At 61.3% G+C, this 25,109-nt stretch carries 29 protein-coding genes; 14 read left to right on the top strand and 15 right to left on the bottom strand.

What is annotated here, in order from left to right:
• Positions 1-231: 231 nt before the first annotated feature.
• The 3 genes from ABIE33_RS14940 (at position 232) to ABIE33_RS14930 (ending at position 4,336) form a co-directional block, all read left to right on the top strand.
• Entirely contained in the window at positions 232-756 is a 525-nt protein-coding gene (locus tag ABIE33_RS14940) for an RNA polymerase sigma factor (RefSeq protein WP_429126192.1), read from the top strand.
• Positions 753-1,748 (top strand): FecR family protein, encoded by a 996-nt coding sequence (locus ABIE33_RS14935; protein ID WP_429126190.1) that lies wholly within the window; start codon positions 753-755, stop codon positions 1,746-1,748. The genes ABIE33_RS14940 and ABIE33_RS14935 overlap by 4 nt, the downstream gene beginning before the upstream one ends.
• A 95-nt stretch (positions 1,749-1,843) precedes the next feature.
• On the top strand, positions 1,844-4,336 hold the full coding sequence (locus tag ABIE33_RS14930; RefSeq protein ID WP_429126188.1) for a TonB-dependent hemoglobin/transferrin/lactoferrin family receptor: 2,493 nt from the start codon (positions 1,844-1,846) through the stop codon (positions 4,334-4,336).
• A 182-nt stretch (positions 4,337-4,518) separates the two neighbouring features.
• Here ABIE33_RS14930 and ABIE33_RS14925 read toward each other — a convergent pair whose 3' ends face one another.
• From ABIE33_RS14925 to ABIE33_RS14890, 8 genes are all read right to left on the bottom strand, one after another.
• Positions 4,519-5,049 carry a dihydrofolate reductase family protein gene (locus ABIE33_RS14925; protein ID WP_429126186.1) on the bottom strand — a complete coding sequence of 177 codons (531 nt, stop codon included), beginning with the start codon at positions 5,047-5,049 and terminating at the stop codon, positions 4,519-4,521.
• A 204-nt stretch (positions 5,050-5,253) separates the two neighbouring features.
• Positions 5,254-5,442 carry a hypothetical protein gene (locus ABIE33_RS14920; RefSeq protein ID WP_429126184.1) on the bottom strand — a complete coding sequence of 63 codons (189 nt, stop codon included), beginning with the start codon at positions 5,440-5,442 and terminating at the stop codon, positions 5,254-5,256.
• Positions 5,443-5,533: 91 nt separating this feature from the next.
• Entirely contained in the window at positions 5,534-5,740 is a 207-nt protein-coding gene (locus ABIE33_RS14915) for a hypothetical protein (RefSeq protein ID WP_429126182.1), read from the bottom strand.
• Between the two features lie 166 nt (positions 5,741-5,906).
• Positions 5,907-6,386 carry a DUF1801 domain-containing protein gene (locus ABIE33_RS14910; RefSeq protein ID WP_429126180.1) on the bottom strand — a complete coding sequence of 160 codons (480 nt, stop codon included), beginning with the start codon at positions 6,384-6,386 and terminating at the stop codon, positions 5,907-5,909.
• Positions 6,387-6,397: 11 nt separating this feature from the next.
• Positions 6,398-6,610, bottom strand: coding sequence for a hypothetical protein (locus ABIE33_RS14905; protein WP_429126178.1), 213 nt, complete (start codon positions 6,608-6,610; stop codon positions 6,398-6,400).
• A 76-nt stretch (positions 6,611-6,686) separates the two neighbouring features.
• Positions 6,687-7,097, bottom strand: coding sequence for an SRPBCC family protein (locus ABIE33_RS14900; RefSeq protein ID WP_429126176.1), 411 nt, complete (start codon positions 7,095-7,097; stop codon positions 6,687-6,689).
• On the bottom strand, positions 7,094-7,420 hold the full coding sequence (locus ABIE33_RS14895) for an ArsR/SmtB family transcription factor (RefSeq protein WP_429126174.1): 327 nt from the start codon (positions 7,418-7,420) through the stop codon (positions 7,094-7,096). Before ABIE33_RS14895 ends, ABIE33_RS14900 begins: the two co-directional genes overlap by 4 nt.
• 331 nt (positions 7,421-7,751) lie before the next feature.
• Positions 7,752-8,156, bottom strand: a complete 405-nt coding sequence (locus ABIE33_RS14890; protein WP_429126172.1) for a VOC family protein — start codon at positions 8,154-8,156, stop codon at positions 7,752-7,754.
• Between the two features lie 340 nt (positions 8,157-8,496).
• Between ABIE33_RS14890 and ABIE33_RS14885 the strand changes: the two genes are divergently transcribed.
• Positions 8,497-9,300: an APH(3'') family aminoglycoside O-phosphotransferase gene (locus ABIE33_RS14885; protein ID WP_429126170.1), complete on the top strand. Its 804-nt coding sequence runs from the start codon at positions 8,497-8,499 to the stop codon at positions 9,298-9,300.
• A 173-nt stretch (positions 9,301-9,473) separates the two neighbouring features.
• Here ABIE33_RS14885 and ABIE33_RS14880 read toward each other — a convergent pair whose 3' ends face one another.
• From ABIE33_RS14880 to ABIE33_RS14865, 4 genes are all read right to left on the bottom strand, one after another.
• The gene (locus ABIE33_RS14880) at positions 9,474-9,734 is read right to left on the bottom strand and encodes a DUF1127 domain-containing protein (RefSeq protein WP_429126168.1); all 261 of its coding nucleotides are present in this window, start codon (positions 9,732-9,734) and stop codon (positions 9,474-9,476) included.
• A gap of 894 nt (positions 9,735-10,628) precedes the next feature.
• Positions 10,629-11,117, bottom strand: coding sequence for a GlcG/HbpS family heme-binding protein (locus ABIE33_RS14875; protein ID WP_429126167.1), 489 nt, complete (start codon positions 11,115-11,117; stop codon positions 10,629-10,631).
• 116 nt (positions 11,118-11,233) lie between these two features.
• Entirely contained in the window at positions 11,234-11,833 is a 600-nt protein-coding gene (locus ABIE33_RS14870; RefSeq protein ID WP_429126165.1) for a response regulator transcription factor, read from the bottom strand.
• Positions 11,830-13,437, bottom strand: coding sequence for a sensor histidine kinase (locus tag ABIE33_RS14865; RefSeq protein WP_429126164.1), 1,608 nt, complete (start codon positions 13,435-13,437; stop codon positions 11,830-11,832). Before ABIE33_RS14865 ends, ABIE33_RS14870 begins: the two co-directional genes overlap by 4 nt.
• Before the next feature lie 374 nt (positions 13,438-13,811).
• Here ABIE33_RS14865 and ABIE33_RS14860 point away from each other — a divergent pair, with 374 nt between their 5' ends.
• Positions 13,812-14,117 carry a hypothetical protein gene (locus tag ABIE33_RS14860; protein ID WP_429126162.1) on the top strand — a complete coding sequence of 102 codons (306 nt, stop codon included), beginning with the start codon at positions 13,812-13,814 and terminating at the stop codon, positions 14,115-14,117.
• Positions 14,118-14,258: 141 nt separating this feature from the next.
• Here the strand turns inward: ABIE33_RS14860 and ABIE33_RS14855 are convergent, their stop codons facing one another.
• Entirely contained in the window at positions 14,259-14,798 is a 540-nt protein-coding gene (locus tag ABIE33_RS14855) for a ribonuclease H family protein (RefSeq protein WP_429126410.1), read from the bottom strand.
• 392 nt (positions 14,799-15,190) lie between these two features.
• Here ABIE33_RS14855 and ABIE33_RS14850 point away from each other — a divergent pair, with 392 nt between their 5' ends.
• A complete protein-coding gene (locus ABIE33_RS14850; protein WP_429126160.1) occupies positions 15,191-15,694 on the top strand; it encodes a sterol desaturase family protein in 504 nt (167 codons plus the stop codon).
• A gap of 66 nt (positions 15,695-15,760) precedes the next feature.
• Here the strand turns inward: ABIE33_RS14850 and ABIE33_RS14845 are convergent, their stop codons facing one another.
• The gene (locus ABIE33_RS14845; RefSeq protein ID WP_429126159.1) at positions 15,761-16,453 is read right to left on the bottom strand and encodes an RraA family protein; all 693 of its coding nucleotides are present in this window, start codon (positions 16,451-16,453) and stop codon (positions 15,761-15,763) included.
• Positions 16,450-17,655 (bottom strand): mannonate dehydratase, encoded by a 1,206-nt coding sequence (uxuA, locus tag ABIE33_RS14840; RefSeq protein WP_429126408.1) that lies wholly within the window; start codon positions 17,653-17,655, stop codon positions 16,450-16,452. The genes ABIE33_RS14845 and uxuA overlap by 4 nt, the downstream gene beginning before the upstream one ends.
• A gap of 33 nt (positions 17,656-17,688) precedes the next feature.
• Between uxuA and ABIE33_RS14835 the strand changes: the two genes are divergently transcribed.
• From ABIE33_RS14835 to ABIE33_RS14800, 8 genes are all read left to right on the top strand, one after another.
• Positions 17,689-17,913, top strand: coding sequence for a hypothetical protein (locus ABIE33_RS14835; RefSeq protein WP_429126157.1), 225 nt, complete (start codon positions 17,689-17,691; stop codon positions 17,911-17,913).
• Positions 17,861-18,613, top strand: coding sequence for a FadR/GntR family transcriptional regulator (locus ABIE33_RS14830; protein ID WP_429126155.1), 753 nt, complete (start codon positions 17,861-17,863; stop codon positions 18,611-18,613). Before ABIE33_RS14835 ends, ABIE33_RS14830 begins: the two co-directional genes overlap by 53 nt.
• 93 nt (positions 18,614-18,706) lie before the next feature.
• On the top strand, positions 18,707-19,672 hold the full coding sequence (locus ABIE33_RS14825; protein WP_429126153.1) for a substrate-binding domain-containing protein: 966 nt from the start codon (positions 18,707-18,709) through the stop codon (positions 19,670-19,672).
• Between the two features lie 61 nt (positions 19,673-19,733).
• Positions 19,734-21,269 carry a sugar ABC transporter ATP-binding protein gene (locus ABIE33_RS14820; protein ID WP_429126151.1) on the top strand — a complete coding sequence of 512 codons (1,536 nt, stop codon included), beginning with the start codon at positions 19,734-19,736 and terminating at the stop codon, positions 21,267-21,269.
• Positions 21,266-22,258, top strand: coding sequence for an ABC transporter permease (locus tag ABIE33_RS14815; protein ID WP_429126149.1), 993 nt, complete (start codon positions 21,266-21,268; stop codon positions 22,256-22,258). Before ABIE33_RS14820 ends, ABIE33_RS14815 begins: the two co-directional genes overlap by 4 nt.
• 19 nt (positions 22,259-22,277) lie before the next feature.
• Positions 22,278-23,063, top strand: a complete 786-nt coding sequence (locus tag ABIE33_RS14810) for an SDR family NAD(P)-dependent oxidoreductase (protein WP_429126147.1) — start codon at positions 22,278-22,280, stop codon at positions 23,061-23,063.
• 20 nt (positions 23,064-23,083) lie between these two features.
• Complete coding sequence (locus ABIE33_RS14805) at positions 23,084-24,202, top strand: mannonate dehydratase (protein WP_429126146.1); 1,119 nt, start codon at positions 23,084-23,086, stop codon at positions 24,200-24,202.
• Between the two features lie 9 nt (positions 24,203-24,211).
• The gene (locus ABIE33_RS14800; RefSeq protein ID WP_429126145.1) at positions 24,212-25,108 is read left to right on the top strand and encodes an SMP-30/gluconolactonase/LRE family protein; all 897 of its coding nucleotides are present in this window, start codon (positions 24,212-24,214) and stop codon (positions 25,106-25,108) included.
• Position 25,109 lies beyond the last annotated feature (1 nt).

Here is a 25,109-nt window from a genome sequence, read left to right as displayed (position 1 = left end):
TGGCCGCGACACTGGCGGGGTTATCGAGGCGCGGCGTGGCAAGCGGGTTCAGGCAGAAGGGTGGCGGAGAAACACGGGCAGGCGTGCCCGCAATAAAAGATGAGTATTATTCTCATATTTGTTGTAAGCGCGGCAGGTACGCGCTAATGAACGCCGGCGCCGGCCTTTTGCAGGCGCTTTGCCGTCCATCTTCTTCCCGTCGGTCGCTTCTGATCGGTCCTGAAAACAAACATGCCAGAGAAATCAGCTTCGCATTTGATGCTCGACGACGCGATCGTGGCCTACTACGACGAGCTTTGCACGGTGACGCGGCGGCGCGGTCACGCGCCGGCCACGGCAAACGAGGTCGTTCACGAGCTCTATGTCCGTCTGGTGGACCGCCGGACGTCGCTTGAAGGCAAATCCTCGTTGAAGGCATTCCTGCGCCGCGCCTGTGCCAATCTCGGCATCGACTGGCTGCGGCGTGACCGATTCGAACTCAAGCTCTTCTCCGGCAGCGAAGAAGAAGCCCTTGCGGTTGCGAGCGATATCGCCGCTCCCGACGCCAACATCGACCTTCGCCGCAGGCTGTCGATCCTGAAGACGGCGATCATGGAGATGTCGCTGCAGCGACGGCGGGTGTTTCTTGCCAGCCGGATCGGCAATCTCACCTCCGACGAAATTGCCATGCGCACCGGCATCAGCCGCAACATGGTGGACCGGCATCTGCGCAAGGCATACCTGCATTGCCTCGACCGTCTGGAGGAGGCGTCGTGACCGCGCTCGACGGACGGCATGCGCCAACCGGCAGCGCGCCTGAGCGCGAACGCAAGGCGCTTGAAAAGCGGGTGCGCGAGCAGGCGGTGGACTGGCTCGTGCGCCTTACGGATAACCCTGGGGATGAAGAGTTGCAGCTGGCGTTCGAACGGTGGCGCGCCGAGGACCCTGCACATGCCGAGATTTTTGCGCGGGCACAAAGGGCGGTCGGCGATGCCACGCTGTTGATCAGGCGCGAACCGGAATTTGCCCAACGGGCGGTGACGGCTTCTCAAAATCGTCGAAAGACCCTCGCGTCGCTCGCGACAATTCTCGTTGCCGGTGCCGGCATCTTTCTCGCGCTCGACGGCGCGATGTGGATGCGGGCGGACGTCATCACCGGCAAGGGTGAAAGACCTATCCTGAGACTCGACGACGGCTCGACGCTGCAGCTCAACGCCCAATCTGCAGTTGCCTACGAGTTCACCGCGAGCGAACGCCGCATCATTCTGCTGCGCGGCGAAGCATTCGTTGAGGTCGCGGCCGACAGGAACAGGCCTTTCGTCATCGAGGCCGGGGCGGGTACGACGACCGCACTCGGAACGGCTTTCGACGTCAACCTGACCGATGATGGGGCAAGTGTTACGGTGCTCGAGCACGCGGTGTCGGTTGCAACCGGCACGGAGGCGCCGTCCCGTCGCGTTGAGGTCAACGAGCAGGTGAGCTATGACCACCAGGGCACTCTCGGCGACATAAAGCCGATCGATCCCCTGCTGGCGGCGGCCTGGCGGGACGGGCGTCTCGTCTTCGAGGAACGCACGATCGCGTCGGTCATCAAGGAAATCGGGCGCTACGTACCGGGCACGATAGTGGTGGCCGACGCTACCATCGGCGCCAGACGGGTGTCCGGCAGCTTCGACCTCTCCGATCCCGTCAGGGCATTGCAGGGTCTTGCCGAAGCCTTCGACATCAAGCTCACCCGGATCGGACCCTACGTCACGATCCTGCGTTAAAAAATATCGAGACGAGGTGTCCCTGAAGCGGCGCCTCGTTCGTCCAGAAACCAGACCGGCCTTTTCTCGGCCATCTCCAATTGTCTGGGACCATCATGCCATACTCGAATGCGACGGGCGGACGCCGCCACTCCGGAATTTTCAACCTGCTTATGGCGGGTACCGTGTTTGCCCTGGCAAGCACCGGTGCCTTCGCCCAGGATGCCTCGGTGCATCACGTCGACGTGCCAGCCGGCAAGCTGACCGCCGCCGTCAACCGCCTGGCGAGCCAGCTCAAGCTTCAGGTCGTGTTCGACAGCTCGGTTGCATCAGGCGTGAGCACGTCAGGTCTTTCCGGCGAGATGACGGCGGATGAGGCGCTGTCGCGGTTGCTGAGTGGAACCGGCGTCCGCTACCGGTTCGTCGGCGGCTCGACAGTGAAGCTCATGGGCGCCACCGAATCATCCGCGCCGGTCGACGCTGAGGGCACCAAGCTCGCGCCGATCGTCGTGCGCGGCGAAGCCAAGCACGGTGATCGCGCGCCGAATGTCGCCGTTCTCGATGCCGAAGACATCGAGAAGGCGCAGGCATCGAGCCTTCCGGAATTGCTGCAGAAGACGCCTGGCGTGTCGATGGGCGGTGGCGTACGCATCGAAGGACAGACGCTCGCCATCCGCGGCTTTGCAAGGCAGTCCGACGTCCGGATCATCCTCGACGGCGCGCCGAAGAATTTCGAAAAATACGACCAGGGCACGGTGTTCATCGAGCCCGAACTGCTCAAGCGCGTCGAGATCGAAAAAGGTGCAACCTCGGTGCGTTACGGCAATGGCGGTTTCGGCGGCACCGTGCTGATGGAAACCAAGGATGCGGCCGACATGCTGCGGCCGGGCGAAGAATGGGGCGTCTGGGCCAAGTCCGGTTTCCAGAGCGCCAACAAGCAGTTTCTGGAAACCGGCGCGCTCTACGGAAAGTCGGACTTCGGCGGTCCGGTGACCTATGACGGCCTTCTGGCGGCGACATGGCGCAAGAGTGACGACATGCGGGTCGGCGGTGGCGAGATCTACAACTATTCCAACTCGAAGCTCACCACGTTGCTTGCCAATGTCGGCGCCGAGTATGACGGCCACGAGATCAGAGGCACGGTCGCCTACGGCCAGAACGACAATTGGGGGCCGGTGGCCGCCATCCGCGGCCAGTCGGCGCCATCGGAGTTCAATATCGCCCGATACGGCTACAAGGAAGCGATGCGCCGGCTTCTTACCTGGCGCGAGATCGAGGATTTCACCTCAACGCTGAACTACAGCTATACCGGCGACAGCGACCTGGTGAACTATCGGATGATGGCGAGCTTCTCGTCGACCAGCCAGCACGCGACGCGGCCCGATATTCCCGGGCTCAATCCGAGCGCATCCGTCGGCGGCTACGAAAGCGATGCTGCGTATACCGACATCAAGTTCGAGGCCGAAAACACATCCAACTTCACGCTCGGCGGCCTGTCGCACAGCCTGAACTACGGCGTCCAATACTTCGACCATGATCGTGACATCTGGATGTACGATGTCGTCAACCGCACCCAGGCGCAATACAACTACGGTTACTACGCCCCCTGGTTCATGCCGGAAGGCAGGCAGAAGACCCTTGCCGCATTCGTTCGCGACAGGATCGAGCTGACGGACACTTTGACCGTGACGCCGGGCCTGCGCTTTGACCATGTGCGTTCCAAGGGCGTGCCGAACGAGGCGCCGCGCTTCAACAATCCGCTGGCCGGACACGATTATTCTGCCGTCTCGCATCGGGGCGTGACGCCGGCGATCAGCCTGTCCTGGGAGGCAACGCCCTCGGTGCGGTTCTTTGCCGATTGGGCCTATGCGATGCGGGTTCCCAACATCGACGAGATCTACTCGACCCAAAGTGTTCAGACCAAGGCCTCCGGCACCAGCCGCGATCTCGACGTCGAACGCAACAGCACCTTCAACATTGGTGTCGATATGAGCTTCAATGACGTCCTGACGAGCGACGACATGCTGTCGACGCGGATTTCCCTCTACAACAACCACGTCTCCAACCCGGTGACGCGTCGGTTCGGGTCGGTCAACCTCGCTGGCGTGTCGGGCAACGTCCCGTTCTACTGGAACACGCCGTCCTACGATATCCGCGGCATCGAACTGCAATCGCACTACGAGACCGAACGCATGTTCGCGGACATCGGCGTGTCCTGGATGACGGGTGAGCGGACCGGAGCCGTCAACAACATCTGGGGTCCCGATACCTATATCAACGATCTCGCCCCCTTGACCGTCATCGCCACAGCCGGAATCAAGGTGCCGGATCAGGACCTCGCCTTTGGTTGGACGGGCACTTTCGTCGACGACCAGAACCGCACGCCCTACAATCAGGGCGGACAGACCTATGCCCGCCCGCCGAGCGCCGGCTACGCGGTGCACGGCCTCTTCCTCGACTGGACGCCGACATCGGGCCTCATGGACGGCGGCGAGGTGCATCTCGCGGTCGACAACATCTTCGACAAATACTACGAGCCCTATCTCAGCGACGGGATTTCGGCGATGCCGGGGCGGAACTTCAAGATCGCGATCAGCCGGAAGTTCTAATCCTTCTACCGAATTCGACCGGCCCGTCAGCGGGCCGGTTGCCCGCTACGATGCGCCGCCATGTCAGTGCGGCGGTCCTGTCGCCGCACCGGATGTCCGATCTTCGGCCGGCGACCAAAGGGGCAAACTCGACCCAAAGCGGACCTGACGCGTCGGCGCGGTCCGTCTGGCGAGACGCGCGATTAAGCGGGAACGTACGTCAACCTAATCACGTCCTCGCCAACGTGATCGGTGGAAACAAGGCGGAGTGGTGGTCGCGGGCCGGCGAAGAATGGCTTGCCACGACCAAGCACGACGGGGTGGAAGTAGAGTCGATACTCATCAATAAGACCAAGGTCGGTCAGGCTTCGTGCCAGGTCTGGTCCGGACACTGCAATCTCCCCAACGAGCCGAGCCCTCAGGTCACGTATCACTGCCTCGATGTCATCCTCGACAAGTGTGGCGTTGGGGCCGACTGACTTCAACGAGCGCGACACGACCCACTTCGGTTGGCGCCGCCACACCGCCGCGAACTCGCGTTGCTCCGCACTCCACTCAGGACGGTCTTCGTCCCAATAACGCATGATCTCGTACATGCGGCGACCGTACACACTGCCCGTCAGGTCGCGCACCTGCTCTATCCAGTGACGAAAGAGCGAGGGGCCTGTCGACATTTCCAGGTGGTCGACGTAGCCGTCCAGGGACTGGTTCATTCCAAAGACGAGGTTCGCCATTGCTGCAAAATCTCCACCGCGGGGTATTCAGAATAGCTTGAGGCGGCATTCCGCAAAAGTGAGGTTGGGCATAAACTGCGCGCCGCTTTGTCGGAGCGACGAATAACCAAAGGACCGCTAACCACCCACGTGCGACATTGGAATTTCTGCTTCCGGGAAAGGTCGGAGGTTTCTGCGCGGGTACCAAGCGTCAGATTCTATCCATCAGGATTGCTGGACGCAGAAGATCGCGAAATTGAGAATGAACAGCGCAAGAAGCGTCGCGAGAAAGCTTCCGAGGGAGACGAGCGCCCTTTCACCGGCAGGTTTGCCACGGTGCTTTCGGGCGAAGACGGTGGCGATCGCAACGCCCAAGGATATGCCGGCGACCACCGGCATGGACATCAGTTGCATCGTGAATCCTGTTTGACGGTGCGGAATCTATCGGACGCGCACGGTGGAATTGAACGGACCGGCGACCATCAGGCCTGCGGAATTCAACGGTTCACCGGTGGTTCGCCCTGCCCCGGATGCGCAGCGCGCCCTCGAGCGCATCCTTGACCTGTATCGCGCGGCGCAATCCCGGGGACTGTGTCTCGCCCGCAGCTTCGATTGCGTTCTGCGCATGGGAGATGGCGATATTTATTTCGGCATCGCTGACCGAACGGTCGAGCGCCAGCGCCTGAGCGGCTGCCTCATTTTCCATTGACATCATGTCACTCCAACAAATCACCCAGCATCGGGTGAGGAGCGTGTACTTAGGTGAAGCTGCGGGCGTCCCCAAGTCCATCGGATGGCCCTGTTCAAGCTATGCTTAATCAAACCTTAAGGGCAACTGTTGAGCGTCAGCGGCGTCAGGTCACGCCACCCGCAGGCCGTCACATGCGTTCGCCGGGCAATTGGCTGGCTTGCCTTACCCAGTCGACGAATTGCTCTTCATCGAGTTGGTCGCCTTCGCGAATGTCGAGGTAGCGTACGTCCTTCTGCTTCGACTGGCCGGGCGGGATCGGATTGAGAGACGAACCGCGGAAGAACGCCACCTTGACGTATTTCGTGTAGACATGGATGCCGAGGAACCAGCCCTCGCCTTCAAGGCCATAGAGCGGAGAGTTCCATTTGACGGCCTTGTATACGCCGGGGACGGAGCGTTCGATCAGCGCGTCGAGGCGCCGGCCGACATCGCTCTTCCAGCCCGGCATGGCGGCGATATAGGCCTGGACGGGGGCGTCGCCATAGCCCTTGGCGATCTGCGGGTTGCCGCCCGAGAGCAGGGGCACGTCGCCGGACTGAACCGGCGACGCTCCTTGTGGCTTGTCTGCCTTCGCCGCCGCCGGCTTTTTGGGAATCTTGCTGGGCATCGCGCTTTCTCCTATCCGGCCGTGTGCCGCACGCTAAGGTAAAGCAGCACGAACATGTAAAGACCGGTGGGCACGAGAATGGCGAGCGGGAACAGCGGCAGGAAATAGACCCATTCGGCCGGCTGCTTTCCTACTCCCAAAGCGATGAAGATGGCGGCGACGACCACTGCGAAGATAAGCGACGTCCAGCGGTGAATTTGACGAATCCAGTTGTTCCAGTTCATTGGCACCTCCTCACAATACCAGCCGCAACGGATCGGGCGATCCGCGTGGCGCGAACTCAAAGAATAGGGTTGGTCTTCAGTCTAGCCGGCCCAAAACCTGTTCGAGGGCCGAAAGGAATCTCGGCCATCCGGCCGTCGCACCCTGATAGTACGGCTGCTGATCTGGCCGGAAGCCTGATTGTTCCATGCGCAGGCGGGTACCGGCACCCGTCGGGGTGAGCGTCCAGGTGACGACGCTCTTCAGATCCTTGGTGTCCCAGCTATAGGATAGCGATTTGTTGGGTTCGACCGCCTGCACCTGACAGTCGACGGCGCCCCAGTCGGCAGTAAGATTGAAGCGGTGCCCACGGTCTGGCTTGAAATTGTTCTTCATCAGCCACTCCTCGATTAGGTGAGGTTGGGTGAGAGCCCGCCAGATCTTCTCCGCCGGATAGGGTACCTCCCGTTCGACGACGACGGTGAGCGTTTCGGTTGATGTTTCGGTCATTGGTCCATCCTTTTGAGTAGGTCCTCGAGGTCGTCGAAGCGGTTTTGCCAGAATCCGGCCATCTGGTTTGCCCAGCCGATCAGCGGGTCAAGCGCGCCTTGCTGCGCGCTATAGTGGGTCAGGCGGCCTTCGTGCCGATCTTGCACCAGGCCGGCGCGCTTCAGGATCGCGAGATGTTTGGAAACGGCCGGCTGCGAGATCCCGGCATGGGCCGTAAGTGCCCCGACCGTCTGGTCGCCGTCGCGGCATAGTCGCTCAAAGATCGCCCGTCGCGTCGGGTCGGCAAGCGTTTTGAACAGGATTTCGTGCGGTTGCGGCGTCACAATTGAATAACTCGTTGGCTATGGGTTAAATCAATAACCACCGAGCTATGTGTTAGTCAAGTCCAGCCGGGCTGCCCCAACGATAATCGTCAAATCTTCGGAAGCATCGAACCCGACCCGCCGAAGGCTGACGGCCATCGCTTGTTCAGGTCATCGCGATCGATACGGGTCTTCGTTCGGAACTTTGCGTGAGCCCGATTGCTCGAGCGCGGTCGCTGCCAAGGCAAGCGACTCCGCTGGACCGGCAGCTGCGCCGATGACGAATGCTACGGACAGGCCCGTCTTGAGCCGCGACGTGTCGCGCTGTCGAGAATTCTGAAAACAGGCGTCTTCAGGTTCTGCCATCGGTAAACTGCACAAGATCCCAAAGGTTGCCGTAGAGATCCTTGAACACCGCGACGATACCGTAGGGCGCTTCCTTGGGTTCGCGGGCGAATTCAATGCCTCGCTCCACCAGATTGTTGTAGTCGCGCCAAAAGTCGTCGGTACGCAGGAAGAGAAAGACCCGCCCACCCGCCTGGTCGCCGACATAGCTTTCCTGATGGGCATTGGAAGCGCGCGCGAGAAGCAAGGAGGTATTGCCGTCGCCGACAGGTTTGACGACGACCCAGCGCTTGTCCTGTTCCGGTTGATAGCTGTCCTCGATCAGAGCGAAATTCAGCTTGTTTACATAAAAATCAATCGCCTCATCATAGTCCCGAACAACAATGGCAATTAGTGCAAGCGCCTGGTTCATCTCTGTCCTTTGTTTTCTGCCGGGGGTACAGCTCCGCGCTGCGACACACCCGTCCGATCGAATGCAGGCCGTTGTCCTGCTGCCGACCGACCGGCGGATAAGTTCGCGATATCGGCGCCTGAAGCGATTACCCTTCAGGTATCCACCGAAGCGTTATTCCAGCCAAGTTCTATATCGCATTTTGCGGCCGGCAAGTTGCGCGGTCGGCCGGTAGGCATGCTTGCCACGACGCTCGGACCCTGGAAGCAGAAGCGCCGAAGCTGACGGCTCCTCGATGGTTGCAATCGTCGTTCGCCGCACCCAGTTAACACAGCAGTTTCGAAACCCGGGAGCCGTCGTTTTGGATTGGACAGTTGCATTGCTCGGACGTTCAACCGCCGAATGGATTCCGGCCATCAGGGGAGAATCGGGGGATTTCGTTTATCGACGCAGCGACGGGCGAGCCTATGCCAAAGCGGCTGCGATGGAACGGTCCTCGGAGCTTGCAGGTGAGCGCGATCGGCTTTTGTGGTTGCACGACAAAGGGATCCTGGCCCCTGAAGTTATCGATTGGTGCATTGCCGATGAAGGCGCCTGCCTGATTATTTCCGCAATCGAAGGCATCCCGGCAGCGGATCTTTCGGCTGCCGACCTGCTCGAGGCCTGGCCGTCCATGGTGCAGCAGCTCGGTGCTCTCCACGCGCTGGATGCCGGCCAATGCCCATTCGATCGCGGTCTGGCACCGATGTTCGCGCGTGCCGCGGATGTGGTTGCCCGGGATGCCGTGAACCCCGATTTCCTTTCGATCGATGATCAGCAGACGCCGGCTCGCGAGCTTTTGGCCCGCGTGGAGCGCGAACTCCCGGTCCGCCTCGAGCAGGAAACAAGGGGGCGGGTCGTCTGTCACGGTGACCCGTGCATGCCGAATTTCATGATTGACCCTCGGACCCTTCGCTGCACCGGCATGATCGATCTCGGTCGTCTTGGGACGGCTGATCGCTACGCCGACCTGGCGCTGATGACCGCCAACGCCCGGGAAAGCTGGACGGGGCCGGATCAGGAAGAGCGGGCTTCTGCCGTCCTGTTTGATATATTGGGAATTGCAGCACCGGATCGTGCGCGTCTCGATTTCTACCTGCGTCTCGATCCACTGACGTGGGGCTGATGGAGCCATCGGTCGAAGAGCCGATTCCAGCATGAGCCGGCTGGCTTGCTGGCGGCTATGATGTTTTCGTCGCTGTCCACACGGCAGGTCACAGGCACGACTGCCGTCGTGCCCGTGTTGCAACTGTGGCGTCAACCGTCTCGCCCGTCGGACTTGGCGGTTGCCTTCCACATTCAGTTGATCAGAACCGACGGAGCCCACCGAGGTGATGCCCACGCAGTGATCCAGGGGTCGTCGGGTGGTTCGTCGATTTCGGGAAGCCCGATATCGCGGCGCATCCGGTTGGAGAGGCCGGTCGTCTGGTTGACCAGTCGGTGGTGCCGCCAGGCTGCCCGAATAAGGCCGGTGGTTGTGCTCCAGATGCCAAATGTGCGGCACAGTTCGTCGAGGGCTGCCGGCAGAGTGCCGGCGACCGGAAATGATGTTTCACGCATGTGTTCATCCCGATGCTGCGACGCGATCGGGTCCTCTAAAAGTTGATTTGGGCTTGAACGCGAATGTTCGCGCGGTGGGCCGGTAACGTTAGGTCAGTTGGGAAATGCCGAACCGTTGAAGGTCAGCGTTTAGGCGCGTTGTGAACCCGATGGGTCGACGCAGCATGCTCGATGCATCCCGAGCACAGCAACGAATCCACCAGAAGTGCGCATATTAAAGAGAGTATATGTCATCTCACGCCTCCTATAGTGTGGGTTGCTGACAATGCAACGTCGCATGAGAGTATTCTCTCCGCAAGTCGCAATTTCGAATTGCAAATATTGACGTGAGATATGTTGCTGAGTTGCAACACTGTTCTATTGCCCGGGCATCGATAGATCTGCACATGCCGACTCTGCCGTTTCGATGGCAGAGAGGCGCCGCCGCAACGACTGCCTCTGTGCTATCGCCCGCTGGTGCCCGTCGGCTGGAACGTTCATCCCGGAAACGTCCTGCCGTTCTTCTCGCTCCCTTTGCCTGCCGAAATTCTAGATGAAACCGGAAAGACGAGACTTGTCTGGCCGGGCGCGTTTTTCCGGCGTGGCATCTATTGGCTGATTAATCGCGACCGCATCTATCGGCCGGGGCCCAAGGGGTGTGATCCTGCATTTGGATGGCGACCGTTGCCCGTAAGCGGCAGGGCAGGCCGGCTTCGCTTTTCGAGCGATGCCAGCCTGCCCGGGATCATGCAGAGGAGTGTGATCAGAGGCCGCTCGATCGCACCGGAAGGGAGGATCCGACCAGCGGTGGCCTACAGCGCGTCGCGATCTCGAGAATTCTGTCGCTGCGCTTTGCGCCTTGTCTTTGCATGTCGCGCAAAACGGCTGGGCGTCTTTGCGCGACATGCTCCTGAATTACTTCAGCTGGCCGGCAGCCTTTTCGATGGCAGCCGCTGCGCAGGCCTCGTCGAAGTTGCCGCCGGGAGCGCCACCCACGCCGATTGCGCCGATGGTGACGTCGCCGGCCTTGATCGGTACACCGCCGGCGAGTACCAGAAAGCCTTCGATGTTGACCAGCTCGGCGGCTGCCGGGTTCTTGGCGACGTTCTCTGCCATTTTCGAGGTCGGTGTCCGCGAGGATGCCGACGTGAACGCCTTGGAGCGAGCCGCCTCAACCGTATGCGGGCCGGCGTTGTCGGCACGTACGAGCGCGCGCAACACGCCCGCGCGATCAACCACTGCCGCCGTCACGTTGTACTTGTCGGCGGCGCAGGCCTGGACCGCATTCGTGGCGATCTCGACGGCAAGGTTCGACGGGATGTTCTTTTCGGTGAGCAGTTCGGCCCGAGCGGTGCCGCTGACGATGACGAGCGCGGACGCCGTTGCGAGAAGGGTCTTGATCATGGCGTGGTTCCTGTCCTTTTTCCGGAGGAAGCGTTTCGCTTTTCCGAAACCAGAACTACCCAATCGGACCCGACTGCAGAATCCGCGATGCCACCACCACACATAGGTAGGACAACCTATGCCGACCCTTTATCAGCCAGCGTCAGCCGAACGAACTCGGCCACCGAACTGGTGCCAAGCTTCTCAGCTATCTTCGCCCGGTGCGCATCGATGGTTCTTGCCGATATGTTGAGCGCGGCCGCAATCTCCTTGCTTGCCCAGCCCAACGCGACCATATCGAGGACCTCGCGCTCGCGCTCGGTCAGCCGTGCGAGCTGCAGTCGCGCCTCGCGCTTTTCGAGCCGTGCATCGAAGCTGGCGAATGCCTGCTGCAGCGCCTCCACCAGCACTTCCCCGTCCACTGGTTTGGTCAGAAAATCCTGGATACCCGCCTTGAAGGCGCGCCGACAGGCTGCAACGTCGCCATGACCGGTGATCATGATCGTTGGCCAATCAATGCCGCGCTCGGCCAGTTTTGCGTGCATTTGCAGCCCCGAAACCAAGGGCATGCGCAGATCGACGATAAGGCATCCCGGCTTCTCCTCATCGATATGCGTCAGAAAAGTCTGGGGATCGCCAAACGTTTCGACATTGATGCCGTAGGTGCCGAGCAGAAAGGCGATCGCTGTGCGCACCGCCTCATCGTCGTCGATCAGATAGACCCGGTATTTGCTCACTGCTGCTCCTGTTCCTGCGCACGCGGCAGCGTAATCGTAAACCACGCCCCGCCACCGGGAGCGTTTTCCGCTTCTATTCGGCCGTCGACGCGCTCGATTAATGTCGAACACAGCGAAAGCCCCAGACCCATGCCATCGGACTTGGTCGTAAAAAACGGCTGAAACAGCTTGGGAAACGCGTTTGCGGCGATCCCCGGTCCATTATCACGCACGATGATCTTTACCTCGTCGCCAATGGTTCGTGTCTCGATTTCGACCCGCGGGTTCATGGTCTCCGCACCCTCCAGGGCGTCGGCCGCGTTGCGGATCAGATTGTGCAATACCTGCTCCAGCTCAATCGGGTCGACTTCGGCCGCAAGCGGTTCCTTCGTCAGGTCGAGTTTAAGTTGGATGCCGCGTCGCTGAAGATCGGCGCCTGTGAGCGCCGCGATCTCGGCAACGATACCGTTGATCGCGCTCGTGACAGGTTCCGGTGTACGGTTGGAGGCATAGTCGCGCATGCGCCTCAACATCTCTCCTGCACGCTTCGCCTCGCGGACATTGACTTCAAGCGCCTCAGAGATCAGCCCGATATCGGGCTTCGCCGTGCCGGCCAACCTTAGCGCCGCCTGGCTGCGGCTCAGCATTGCCGTCAGGGGCTGCGTCAGTTCATGCGCGATGCCTGACGCCAGCTCGCCCATGGCGTTGACGCGCGAAGCATGGGCAAGCAGCGTCTGCCGCTCCTGCAAGAGCGCTCGGGCTTCGGCCTCTTGCGTCGATCTCTGGGATTTCTGGACGGCGGCGCGCTGGCGCAGTGCAAACACTAGCGCGAAAGACGCCAGTCCGGCCATTGCGGCAAAGCCGATCAACGGTCGCAAAGGCAAGAGCGCCTCAGTCGGCATCGGCCGGTCGAGTGACAGCGAGATCTTTTGGCTCTCACTGTCTATCGTCGATTCGAAATGCGCGGGCGCAACGAATGATGTCTTGTCTCTGACAGCATCCTCGGCCGGCACGTCAAGCAACGGCTGCTCGTTGAGCGTGAGTTTGAGGTGGGCCCATTGCGGGCGTTCCTCCGGCTCCAGCAAATGACGCGTGTCGATGGATATCACCAGCGCGGTGTCCGAAGGCGCCTGTGCCCGCTTGGCCAGCAGATACCGGCCATTTCGGCCGACATAGGCCTCGACCTTGCCGCGCTGTTGTCGCGTGATCGCGTCGCGCAGCCGGGAAAGATCTTCGCCGCCGCCGGAGGGGACTTTGAGCAACAGCCCGGGCGCGCCGCCGCTTCGTGCCGCTGCGGCACCTTGCTGTCCGGCCTTGTCGTCGAGCGAAACAAGCGCGAGCCAGGCGATGCGCGGATAGAAGCGCGCAACACTCTCCATCACCTGCCGGGTGGCGTCCAAGCGTGCGGGTTCGGTGTCGCCGGTCAACGCGATCAGGCTGGTCATGTGGGCGTCGTGCTGCGCCGCGCGCTGGGATATCAAGCGGTGCAGGGTTCGGCCGGCCACCGCCAGTTCATCGGTCAGTCGCTGCCGCGACGCTTCGACGGAGTAGAGCGCAAACGCCGAGATCGCAGCGAACCACAACGCCACGCCGAACAACCAGGATTTCAAGAGGGCGTTGCTCACGCAAACTCAACCAGAATCGGACATGACGTGGCGGGCCGGCTGCCGATATCTTCGGCCCGATCCAACACGTGCAATGCAATATGAGCGCTCAATTCAAACATGTCTCTGCTTCGCGGTCTACCGCATCCTCAACACTGGTGCCCGGAACATTGGGCCGTGAGACGTCATACCACGCACGTGTGCTGATGAAACCAGGCGGGAGCTGAAGGGCGCGATCGGACATGCCGCCGCGGCCCCTGGCGTGTGCCATGCAGCAGCCGCATGGCCGACATGATTTGCTTATGGCCACAGCGATTTCCATATGAGGTGCAACACCTGAATTCGAACGTGATACCAGCGCCGCGGCTCATCCTGCCGGGCGCGAAGGAGATAACATGGTCGGGATCCCAAAGACACTTGAAGACATGAGCGTGCGCGAACGGTGCTGCATGCTCGAAACGGTGGCCGGTGCGCTCGAGGCTGTCGCCGAAGAGGCCGAAGATCTGGGCGACGCCCGTTTTGCCGCCAACTCGAAATGCGTCGCAGGTACAATCCGCGGATACGCCGACAACTTCGGAGCGCATGATCTCAAGTCGGCCGAACTAATTCTCGAGATGGGGATTACGCTCGTACATCTGTCCTCGACGAGATCAGGTGGTGCCGCGGCCGCGATGACCGACAATCCGGAAGCGTGCCATTAGATCCTTTCGAGGAAAAGTACGAAGCGGTTTTCCGTCCGGAAATGCGCAAAACAAGCGGCCGGGGCGTTTCGCGGAAACGCCCTCGCTGTCCTGGGAATGCCGTCCTTGGCATGGCCAAACTGGCGAAAGGCACTGACCGTTTCAACGGTCGCCGCTTCGGGCAGATTGGCGCCCAAGTGCCGCAAGGATATCCGCACGCTCGTTGCCAACGAGCCCGGAATGGCCTTTGCACCACACGATCGCCAGTTGGGGATTGCGGGACAGTTGAAGATCGATCGCCATCCACAGCTCCACATTGGCTATTGTCCGGCTTCGGGCTTTCGCATTCGGGACAATCTTTTTCCAGCCGTTGTTCTTCCAGATGTGGCGCCAGCTGTTGCAGCCATTCACCGCGTAAACACAATCGGACCAGACGATTGCGCGTTCGCCTGAGGCATTGCCGTTGACCCACAGCGCTGCCTTGAAGAGCGCGGTCAACTCCATTGTGTTGTCGGCGGAAGATTGGGCGCCGCCAAACTCTGAAGCGATTTCCGCGCCATCGCGATAGGCGACGAATGCCCATCCGCCTTTGCCGGAGGTCGGTTCATACGAGCCGTCCGTAAAGATGTGAAGGCCTTCGCAAGAGGGCAGCATCCCGGCGGTATGGCTGGGAGCGCAGAGCTCGGTGGGAATGCGGTTCATCTCGCCTTGCAATCCTGTCGCGTAACGTTGCCTGTCTCTAACAGACGATCGAATATGTTGCGACACCATCGTCGGCAATGTCGGGTCTCCACGTTTTCGGCCGCTATCGCAAGCCGGTTTCGCAGCCGGGATCTTGGCGGGCCCCTCGACGTCCGGCGATGATGGCTGCGTCGATGCGTAAACAGCCGATTGATTATTCTGTGAAGCACCGGCCACTCCTTTGCGCTTCTACGGCATCCGCCGTATGGCCATCGAACGGGTGGCGATGCACACAAACGACCTTGTCTATCAATGGTCGCAGGGATGTGCTCGATGCAGCTCAATCGGTGGAATTATTACAGTGACTTCCTCGTCTATCCGTTGTCGTTCTCCTCGCGACCCTGGCTTTGCGGATGACGCCCGACACGGAGTGGTGGCGTTGCGAGTTGTTATTCTTCGCCGGTATCATCGCCTGGACGTTCGTCGAATATCTTCTGCATCGCTTCGTGCTTCACCGCATTCCGCGGATTCGCGACATGCATGAGGCGCACCATCGCGATCAACAAGCGTTGATCAAGACGCCGACATTTGTCAGTGGGCCTGCATATCTCGTTCTGTTGGTCTCTCCGCTTTGGTGGGGCGGCGGTCTCGCATTTGCTTTCAGCCTCGCAGCGGGCTTCCTGTTCGGTTATCTCTGGTACGTCACGGTCCACCATCTCGTGCATCATCGGCCGGCGCGCCAAGGGTCGCTGTTTTTTGCGCTCAAGCGACGCCATGCGTTGCACCATCACGTGACGCGGGAGGGCAATTTCGGCGTGACCTCCGGCGTCTGGGATCGGGTGTTTGGAACCGATATCCAGCCGCGCCGCAATCCAAGGCGCGCCCAACCCAACGGGCGTCGCCTCGCAGAGAGGTAGACGCGTTCGCGCCACAGATTTATCCCTCGCAAGGTCGATGAAGACGCCGTCCCCGCTCTCGAACGGCTACATGACGCCGAAGCGTTCGAATGCCTCGACCGTGGACATGCCGGCTTCGATGGCAAGACGAACCTTGTTTTCCGTCTCGGCTTTTTCGAACGCCAGCGCGATCGCTTCCTGTTCCGCCTCGCGCGGAATGACCAGAACACCGTCACGATCGCCGAAGAGAATATCTCCGGGCCGGATGCGGATGCCGCCGATCTCGATCGGAACCGCGTAGTCGACGACCTTGCCGCGAGGTCCTTGATCCTGTGCATAGGAGCCGTAGCAGAAGGTCGGGAAATCGAGAGCCAGGATGCCGCCAGAGTCTCGGCAGTAGCCGTCGCAGATTGCGCCTGCTGCTTTCAGCTGGATCGCGCGTGTCGACATCAGTTCTCCCCAGACGGCGTAGCGCGGCGAGGCGCCTGAACATACGTAGATTTCGTTGGGTTTCAGGCTATCGAGCGCATGGAACATCAAGCCGAAGGGTTTGGTGCTGATTTCGGCGTGGCCATCGGTTCCGGCAGTCGCAAAGAAATCCGCCTCAAGCACCGGCATGGCACGGCCGACCGCTACCATGTCATCGCGCAAGGCGCGGATCCGGGGCGGCAGGAACTGATGCTGCAGACCCATCGTGTCGAGAATGTCGCCGACAACGGCGGTAAAGAGCCGGCTTCGCATCGCCGCAAACAAGTCGGTATCGTCTTCGAAAGTCTTCATAGTATCACCTGCTCACTCTGTGCGGCCCTGACCGCTGAAATGCCCTGCATCACTCCGCGGATCTCCGCGAGCCCCTTCAGGCGGCCGATGAGCGAATAGCCGGGATTGATCCTTTCCTTGCCGATATCGTCGGCCAGCAGATGGCCATGATCGGGGCGAACGGGGATCTGCCAGTCGTCGCGCCCGGCAGCGTGGCGGCGCTCCTGCTCTTCAAGGAGGGCGAGAATGACGGCCGGAATGTCGCTCGAGCCGCCGAGATGGTCGGCTTCATGAAACGACCCGTCAGCTTCACGCTGGACGTTGCGCAGATGGGCGAAATAGATGCGGGACCCGAATTCACGCACCATCGCGGGCAGGTCGTTCTCGGCGCGGGTGCCGTAGGATCCGGTGCAAAAGGTCAGGCCATTGGCGGGGCTGTCGGCGGCAGCCAGGATGCGGCGCGCATCATCTGCGGTGGAAACGATCCGCGGCAGGCCGTAGAGCGGAAAGGCCGGATCATCGGGATGAATGCAGAGTTTTATCCCGATCTCTTCGGCAACCGGCACGACCTCGCGCAGGAAGCCTGCGAGGTTTTCATGCAGGTCCTCGGCGCTGACGCCATCGTATTCTGCGAGCGCTCCGAGAAAGCCGGCGCGGTCGAACTTGCGCTCCGACGCCGGCAGGCCGGCAATCAGATTGCGTTCGATCCGGTCGACCTTTGCAGCATCCATCGCTGCAAAGCGTGTCTCAGCCGTTTCGATCTGGGCCGGCGAATAGCTCTGTTCGACACGCGGCCGTTTCAAGACGAAGAGATCGTAGGCCGCGAAATCGATGGCATCGAAACGCAGTGCATATCCGCCGGTCGGCAGGGGGTGCATGAGTTCGGTGCGGGTCCAGTCGACGACCGGCATGAAATTGTAGCAGACCGTGCGGATGCCGCAGCGCGCCAGCGCGCGCATCGTGTCCTTGTACCAGTCGATGTAGCGTGCGCTGCCGGACGATTTGAGCTTGATCGAATTGTGCACCGGAATGCTCTCGACGACGCTCCAGCGCAGACCCGCCGTCTCGATCAATGCCTTGTGCTTCAGGATCTGATCGTCGGACCAGGGCGAGCCGTCATAGACGTGATGAAGCGCTGAGACGATGCCTGTCGCGCCGGCCTGCCGGATATGGCTGAGCGGCACCGGATCATCCGGGCCATACCAGCGAAAGCACTCTTCCATCGGCCTCATCTCTTAAACTCCTGCGATCTCGTGATGATCTTTATTGTTGGACCAGATGATGCATTAAGGATCGTCTCCGGCGCGTATTCAAGTGAAAAGAAGCTGAAGTTGGCATTTTATCAGCGAAATAATCAAATTTCCGACGTCATGCTTGACTTGTTATTCAATCTGGACCAACAAATAGAGCTGCACACAGGAGGAGAGCGTGGCGCACAATTCGGCAAAACCGGAGCTTTCGACAGGTGTCGAACCAGCTGAGGTCGGCAAGACGTCGGCGGTCGACAGGCTCGTCGAGCAGATCAGGGATCTGATTGCCGAACGTGGACTGGGCATTGGCGATGCGCTGCCGACAGAGCGCGATCTCGGCGAACAGTTTCAGGCGGGCCGGAACACGGTTCGCGAGGCGCTTCAGGTCCTGCGCGCCTATGGCCTGATCGAGACACGACCCAAGGTCGGTGCCGTCATCAGCGGGGGTCATGGTGAGGCGATCCGCAGGCTTTTTGCTTTCCACAACGGCATATCGCCCGATTCCTTCCGCGATCTTCAGGGTTTTCGCCGCATCATCGAGACCGGCGTCGGCGATCACATCATTCTTCATGCAAGTGAAGCTGACCTCGACAGGCTGGAGGCGGCCAATGCTCGTATCCGGACGGCTGAGAAGGCCGAGGACGCAGCCCGCTACGACTACGAATTCCACGAGGCGATCGTCGAACTGTCAGGTAACAGGACGACCCTTGCTGCCTACCGCATGATGCGCACCGTCATCGAAGAAGTCATGCGTCTCGGCAAGGCGGAGCGGCCAGTCCAGTCGGCGACCTACGAGGCCCATGCCGAAATCATCGGCGCGCTGAGGGCGCGCGACCGGATTGCCTATGCCTATCTCATGAGCCGCCATCTCGAATTCGGCCTCAAATTCGTCGGTGCGCCATCGGGCCAACCCGCCACGACCAAGACTTGAGGCGTCGTCGTCGTTTCCAGCATTCAGTCAGAACCGGCCCCTCTGCCCGCGGGTCCGGCAATACGATCAAGGGCATCGGGGAGGAGACCCAATATGATCAATGCAAAACGCCATGTCCTGGCGTTCGCAGCACTTCTGGTGAGCGTCAGCTTCGCACCGAGCGCCGTTCTTGCCGACGGCAAGGCGATCGCCGGCATCGTCTTCCAGCAGGACCAGTATTTCCGCGGCATCCAGATCGGGATGGAGAAGGCGGCGGAAGCTGCCAACGACGAACTGCTCGCCGGAAATAGCGACAGCAAGCTCGAAAAGGAAGCGCAGCTGATCGACACCTATATCGCCCGCGGCGTCAACTCGATCGTGGTCGCGCCGCTGTCGGCCGACGCGTCGGTTCCCGCGCTCAAGAAGGCACGCGATGCCGGTATCACCGTGGTCACGTACGGCACGTCTGCCAATGGCGACGTCGCTCAGGCGACGGTGACGAGTTCCGACAGGGATATCGGCATCGGTACCGGCGAGGCGGCTGCTCCATTCCTGAAGACGCTCGGCAACGGCGAGAAGGTCAAGATCGGCACGCTCGCCTTCAAGGCGCTGCTGCCGGAGCAATCGAACGCCCGCGTCGATGGTTTCCTTCACGTGGTGTCCTCTCAGGTCGAGATCGTTGCGCAGCAGGACGCCTGGCTGGCCGAAAAAGCATTGGCAGTCGCGAGCGACATGCTGACCGCAAATCCGGACATCAAAGTGATCTACGCCGCCAACGAAGGCGGCACGATCGGCGCCGTCCAGGCGGTGAAGAAGGCTGGGCTCGAGGGCAAGGTTTTTGTTTTCGGGACCGATGGTTCCGAGCAACTCGCCAACATGCTTCTCGACAAGGACAACGTGCTCCAGGCGACAACGGCGCAGCAGCCTCTGGAAGTCGGTAAGCAGGCGATCGAGGCGGCGCAGAAACTTCTCGAGGGCAAGACGTTCGAGACGAAGGTCAATGTTCCCGTCCTTCCTCTGACGCGCGCAAATGCCGACGGCGTGGCCGCCTACAAGGAAGGCCTGAAGGCTCTGAAATGAGGCTGCGGGGCGGGGCCTGCCGGCCCTGCCCACCATTTTCAGCGCCAACCGGGAACCACGGATGACCTACTCTCAGCCCCGGACAGATGCCGCCCAAGGGCGGCTCGAGTTCCGATCCGTCACAAAGCGTTACGGCCCGACGGTTGCCCTGTCGGAGTTTACTCATGATTTTACCCCAGGCCGCGTTCATGCCCTGATGGGAAAGAATGGCTCGGGGAAATCGACGCTGATCAAGCTTCTTGCCGGCGTGACCGAACCCACCTCCGGCACGATCAGTGTCAACGGACGGGATCAGACCTTTACCTCGCCGCATGATGCGTTCGATGCGGGCATCGTGACCGTGCACCAGGAACTGTCGCTGGTTCCCGAACTGTCCGTCGGCGAGAACATCTTTCTCGGCCGCCTGCCACACATGAGGCGCGCCGGCCTGCGTGTCGTCGACTGGAAGGGCTTGCACAAGCGCGCGACCGAGCTTCTGTCCGACATGGGGCTTTCGATCGATTCCCGCCAGCCGGTCTCAGCCCTCAGTGTCGGGCAGCAGCAGGTTGTCGAGATCGTCAAGGCGATGTCCTTCAACCCATCGATCCTGCTGCTTGACGAACCGACATCGGCGCTCGCCTCGAAAGAGGTCAAACAGCTTTTCGCACTGATCGAGCGATTGCGGGCACGCGGCGTGACGATGATCTACATCACGCACCGCATGAGCGAGCTCTTCGAGATCGCCGACACCTGCACCGTCATTCGCGACGGGCACTATATCGGCGCGGTCGAGATGCGCGCGACCTCGCCTGCCGAGATTGTCGGCATGATGTTTGGCGACGCCGCCCGCACGACCCGTCCGCCGCGCCAGACGATCGACAGGCTCAAGCCGGTGCTTGAAGTGCGCGGCTTGACCCGCGCAGGACACTTCAACGACGTATCCTTCGACCTTTATCGCGGCGAGATTCTCGGGATCGCCGGCCTGCTGGGCTCGGGCCGGACCGAGCTGATGCGCGCGATCTTCGGCGCCGACCGTACCGATGCCGGCACGGTTCACCTTGAAGGACGATCGATGACAGGCGCCACGCCGCGCCAGATGCGCGCTGCCGGCCTTGGCTATACGCCGGAGAACCGCAAGGAGGTCGGTCTCGTGCAATCGTTGTCGACCGCCGACAACCTATGCATGGCAAGTCTCGGCCCGATCGCAAGGAACGGCCTCATTTCCCGCCGTCGCGAGCAGCCGCATGTCAGCCGCCAAATTGCCGATCTGCACATCAAATGCGGCGATCCGGAACTGCCGGTCTCTTCGCTATCCGGCGGCAACCAGCAGAAGGTGGTGATCGGCAAGTGGCTCAACAGACATCCCTCGGTGATGTTCTTTGACGAGCCAAGCCGCGGCGTCGACGTCCAGGCCAAGCGGCAGATCTTCGACATCATCTGGCAAAAGGCCTCAGACGGCCTGGCTAGCATCTTCGTTTCGACCGAACTCGAGGAGGTCCTCGAAGTGGCAGACCGCATTCTCGTGATGCACCACGGCAATGTGGTGGCGGAGGTGGACCCCACCCGGACCGATCTTACCCAACTCTACGGCCTATGCATGGAAGGGGCCTCCCAATGACACTTGTCAGCCAAAGCGCCGAAGCCGGCGGACAGAACGTATCGTTCCGCCTCCTCAAGACCTACCCGATGGAGATCATCCTGGCGGGTCTGGTCCTGTTTCTGATCCTGATGGCGCCGGGCTTTGCCTCGACCGCCAATATCCTCAATGTGCTGCGAACCGTGGCGATGCTGGGGATCATCGCCTTCGGCATGACGGCCGTGATCATTTCGGGCGAGATCGATCTTTCGGTCGGCGCTGGGGTTGCGCTGGCGGGATGCATCGTTGCCTGGTTCGCTGACGCCTACACGGATGCAATTGGCGGCTGGAGCGCCGTCATCCTCGGCTTTGCCGTCGCGCTCACCGTCGGTTTTTCGCTTGGCTATCTCACCGGTCGCTTCCGGCAATGGTTCAACGTCCCGACTTTCATTACCACGCTCGCCCTCTTTGCGGCGCTTCGCGGTGTTGCGAACCTCATTACCGGCGGATTTCCGCTGTCGACGTTTCCAACCGGCTTCGATTTCCTCGGCGGCGGCTACCTCTTCGGCATTCCCTTCCCGGTCTATATTTTCGCGCTCACTTTTGCCGCCATGCACTTCCTGATGAAATACACCAGCTTCGGCCGCGAGGTTTACGCCGTCGGCGGCAACATGGAGGCAGCAAGGCTCTCGGGTATCGACATCTGGAAGATCAAGGCGCTGACGCTCGGCCTCACCGGCGCGCTGACGGCGATTTCCGGCACGCTGATCGCGTCGCAGATCGGTGCCGGCACCGGCACGACCGCAACCGGCATGGAGCTTGACGTGATCGCGGCCGTCATCATCGGCGGCACCTCGCTCTTCGGTGGCAAGGGTCGGATCTGGGGAACCCTGATTGGGGTGCTGTTTCTCGGCTGCATCTCCAACGGCATGACCCTGATGAATGTGAGCGAGTACTGGCAGTACGTCGTGCGTGGCGGGATCATCCTCGGCGCCGTGCTTCTCAACCAGGTCCTGGAACGTGTGCGCTAAGAGGAGTTCGGAGCAGATCATGACTGAATTTGCAGGAAAAGTAGCGCTGGTGACCGGAACCTCCGGCATCGGGCTGGCATCGGCCATTAGGCTTGCCACGGCCGGCGCGAAGCTATTGGCCTGCGGCAACGATGTCGCGGTGAACCAGGCGTTCGACAGGATCGCAAACGAGCGCGGCCTGGCAATGGCATCGCGATTGACCGACGTGTCGGTCGAGGCAGACGTGGCGGATGCCGTTGCGGACGTCGTATCGCGTCACGGCGGCCTTGATATCGTCGTCAACGCCGCCGCCGTTCATCCCTTTGGCACCGTGCTCGATACCAGCTTCGAGACCTGGAACAGGTGCTTGTCCGTCAATGTCGGCTCGATCTACCTGACCGGACGCTTTGCCATTCCCGAAATCGCCAAGCGCGGCGGCGGGGCGATCGTCAACATCTCCTCGGTTCAGGGTCACAACTGCCAGCGGAACGTGGCGGCCTACGTCGCCACCAAGGGCGCCATCCATGCGTTGACCCGCGCGATGGCGCTCGATCATGCCGACATCAGGGTGCGGGTGAATTCCGTCAGCCCCGGCTCCGTCCGCACGCCGCTTCTGTCGCTGGCCGCTCGCACCTATGGCGGCGAAGGTGTCAGCGAGGAGGAAGCCTTCGCCCGCTTCGGCGCTGCCCATCCGATCGGCCGCATAGGCGAGCCGGAGGAGGTAGCAGAACTCGTCGCCTATCTCGCATCCGATCGCGCCGGCTTCATCACCGGATCGGACTTCCGCATCGACGGCGGGCTCACCGCCGGCATCGGCGTGAAATAATCGCACAGGGAAAGAACAGGATGAAAATCGGCCTTGGCCTCTATCGTGAACAGCTCACGCCCGACAATTATCGCTTCGCACTTCAGTCCGGCGCGACCCATATCGTTGCGCACCTGACCAACTATTTTGCCGGCAAGGATCCGAAGATCGACAGCGGCGACAACGGCGGATGGGGCGATTGCTCCACCGACCGCCTTTGGACCTATGAGGAGCTGTCGGCTCTGGTTCAGGACGTGCGCGCAGCTGGGCTCGAACTTGCCGCGATCGAGAATTTTTCGCCGCGCTTCTGGCACGATATCCTGCTCGACGGACCGGAACGCGATGCGCAGGTCGAGGCATTGAAGCAGTTGATCCGTGACGCCGGACGCGCAGGCGTGCCCTGCATCGGTTACAACTTTTCGCTCGCCGGTGTCTATGGCTGGACCCGTGGTCCCTATGCGCGCGGTGGTGCGGAATCCGTCGGCTTCGGCGTCGAGGATGCGCCGGGCGTCGTGCCCGATCCGGACGCGCCCATCCCCGACGGCATGGTCTGGAACATGCGGTATCGACGCGGCGTGGCCGGCGCTAAGCCCGTCTCGGTCAGCAATGCCGAGATCTGGGATCGCCTCGCCCGATTCCTGAAGGATGTGGTTCCTGTCGCCGAGGAAGCCGGCGTCATGCTCGGCGCGCATCCCGATGACCCGCCGGCCGAGGCGCTGCGTGGCACGGCTCGCCTCGTCAACCGGCCGGAGAAGTATGATCGGCTCATGTCGATCGTCGATTCTCCATCGAACGGGCTCGAATTGTGTCTCGGCTCGCTGCAGGAAATGCCCGGCGGCGATATCTACGAACATGTTCGCCGTTTCGCGCGCTCGGGGCGCATCGGCTACATCCACTTCCGCAATGTGAAGGGCAAGATGCCGCGCTACGTCGAAACCTTCGTCGACGAAGGCGATATCGACATGGCCGAAATCGTGCGCATCCTGCGCGATGAGAATTACCAGGGCGTGATGATCCCCGACCATACGCCGGCAATGACCTGTGCCGCCTCATGGCATGCGGGCAAGGCCTTCGCGCTTGGGTACATGCGCGCGCTGGTGCAAAACGCCCATGCTCTCGGACCGTCGCGATCCCTTGCCCACGATCTCGCAGCTGAATAGGAGGCGCGGATGGAGAGGTCGGTGATCTGCGTTGCCCCGGTCGGCGACAAATGCGGCGAGGGCGCCGTCTGGTCGGCATCCGAGCAGGCGCTCTACTGGAGCGACGTCAACCGCTTCCTTGTCCATCGGTATGATGAGGCGAGCGGTTCGGTTCGCTTCTGGACATTCGACGAGCCGGTGGTCGCGGTCTCCTTGAGCGACGAACCGGGACGGTTGCTTCTGGCGCTCGCCTCAAAACTCGTCTGGTGGTGGCCGGAAACCGACCGGCGCGTGGATCATGGCTTCCACTTGCCCGGTTATCCGCGCGTGCGCCTGAACGACGGTCGCCCCGACCCGGCGGGAAACTTCTGGGTTGGGTCGATGAAGAACAATGTTCTGCCCGACGGCGAGCTTGGCGAGACGGCAGAAGGCGAGGGCATCCTCTATCGCCTTGCGCCTGATGGAACGGTGAGCGAGTGGCGGCGTGGGCTCGGCATTTCCAATACGCTTTGCTGGAGCCCCGATGGCAGCACGTTCTATTTCGGCGATACGCTTGCCAACGAGATCTACGCCTTCGACTACGCAATGGCGGACGGCTCGATTTCGAACGAGCGGATCTTCGTTGGCGATTTCTTGCGCGGTTCGCCTGATGGCTCAGCGATGGATAGCGATGGCTATCTCTGGAATTGCCGTTTCGGCGGCGGCTGCATCGCGCGCCTATCGCCCGACGGTTCCGTCGCTGAGATCATCGAAATGCCGGTCACCAATATTACGACCTGCACCTTCGGCGGCGCCGATCTGAAGACGCTTTATGTCACGACGGCCAGCATCCTCTCAAAGCCCGGAGAACGGCTCGCCGGCAGCCTCTATGCCCTGAAGGTCGATACCCCCGGGCTGGTGGAGAACCGTTTTGGCGGGGCGGCTTAGA

The organism is Ensifer sp. 4252 (assembly GCF_050434565.1).
Lineage (GTDB): Bacteria > Pseudomonadota > Alphaproteobacteria > Rhizobiales > Rhizobiaceae > Ensifer.
Note: the sequence above shows the minus strand (reverse complement) of the source record. Positions and strands in the feature narration are given on the sequence as shown.

What these genes read in the sequence shown, in the direction of transcription:
- ABIE33_RS14810 (WP_429126147.1), top strand. Translation starts at nt 22,278, where the DNA reads ATGACTGAATTTGCAGGAAAAGTAGCGCTGGTGACCGGAACCTCCGGC.
- ABIE33_RS14815 (WP_429126149.1), top strand. Translation starts at nt 21,266, where the DNA reads ATGACACTTGTCAGCCAAAGCGCCGAAGCCGGCGGACAGAACGTATCG.
- ABIE33_RS14855 (WP_429126410.1), bottom strand. Translation starts at nt 14,798, where the DNA reads ATGAACCGCATTCCCACCGAGCTCTGCGCTCCCAGCCATACCGCCGGG.
- ABIE33_RS14845 (WP_429126159.1), bottom strand. Translation starts at nt 16,453, where the DNA reads ATGAAGACTTTCGAAGACGATACCGACTTGTTTGCGGCGATGCGAAGC.
- ABIE33_RS14940 (WP_429126192.1), top strand. Translation starts at nt 232, where the DNA reads ATGCCAGAGAAATCAGCTTCGCATTTGATGCTCGACGACGCGATCGTG.
- ABIE33_RS14905 (WP_429126178.1), bottom strand. Translation starts at nt 6,610, where the DNA reads ATGAACTGGAACAACTGGATTCGTCAAATTCACCGCTGGACGTCGCTT.
- ABIE33_RS14920 (WP_429126184.1), bottom strand. Translation starts at nt 5,442, where the DNA reads ATGCAACTGATGTCCATGCCGGTGGTCGCCGGCATATCCTTGGGCGTT.
- ABIE33_RS14875 (WP_429126167.1), bottom strand. Translation starts at nt 11,117, where the DNA reads ATGATCAAGACCCTTCTCGCAACGGCGTCCGCGCTCGTCATCGTCAGC.
- uxuA (WP_429126408.1), bottom strand. Translation starts at nt 17,655, where the DNA reads ATGGAAGAGTGCTTTCGCTGGTATGGCCCGGATGATCCGGTGCCGCTC.
- ABIE33_RS14910 (WP_429126180.1), bottom strand. Translation starts at nt 6,386, where the DNA reads ATGCCCAGCAAGATTCCCAAAAAGCCGGCGGCGGCGAAGGCAGACAAG.
- ABIE33_RS14860 (WP_429126162.1), top strand. Translation starts at nt 13,812, where the DNA reads ATGGTCGGGATCCCAAAGACACTTGAAGACATGAGCGTGCGCGAACGG.
- ABIE33_RS14880 (WP_429126168.1), bottom strand. Translation starts at nt 9,734, where the DNA reads ATGCGTGAAACATCATTTCCGGTCGCCGGCACTCTGCCGGCAGCCCTC.
- ABIE33_RS14930 (WP_429126188.1), top strand. Translation starts at nt 1,844, where the DNA reads ATGCCATACTCGAATGCGACGGGCGGACGCCGCCACTCCGGAATTTTC.
- ABIE33_RS14835 (WP_429126157.1), top strand. Translation starts at nt 17,689, where the DNA reads ATGATCTTTATTGTTGGACCAGATGATGCATTAAGGATCGTCTCCGGC.
- ABIE33_RS14805 (WP_429126146.1), top strand. Translation starts at nt 23,084, where the DNA reads ATGAAAATCGGCCTTGGCCTCTATCGTGAACAGCTCACGCCCGACAAT.
- ABIE33_RS14915 (WP_429126182.1), bottom strand. Translation starts at nt 5,740, where the DNA reads ATGTCAATGGAAAATGAGGCAGCCGCTCAGGCGCTGGCGCTCGACCGT.
- ABIE33_RS14825 (WP_429126153.1), top strand. Translation starts at nt 18,707, where the DNA reads ATGATCAATGCAAAACGCCATGTCCTGGCGTTCGCAGCACTTCTGGTG.
- ABIE33_RS14900 (WP_429126176.1), bottom strand. Translation starts at nt 7,097, where the DNA reads ATGACCGAAACATCAACCGAAACGCTCACCGTCGTCGTCGAACGGGAG.
- ABIE33_RS14925 (WP_429126186.1), bottom strand. Translation starts at nt 5,049, where the DNA reads ATGGCGAACCTCGTCTTTGGAATGAACCAGTCCCTGGACGGCTACGTC.
- ABIE33_RS14890 (WP_429126172.1), bottom strand. Translation starts at nt 8,156, where the DNA reads ATGAACCAGGCGCTTGCACTAATTGCCATTGTTGTTCGGGACTATGAT.
- ABIE33_RS14820 (WP_429126151.1), top strand. Translation starts at nt 19,734, where the DNA reads ATGACCTACTCTCAGCCCCGGACAGATGCCGCCCAAGGGCGGCTCGAG.
- ABIE33_RS14850 (WP_429126160.1), top strand. Translation starts at nt 15,191, where the DNA reads ATGACGCCCGACACGGAGTGGTGGCGTTGCGAGTTGTTATTCTTCGCC.
- ABIE33_RS14800 (WP_429126145.1), top strand. Translation starts at nt 24,212, where the DNA reads ATGGAGAGGTCGGTGATCTGCGTTGCCCCGGTCGGCGACAAATGCGGC.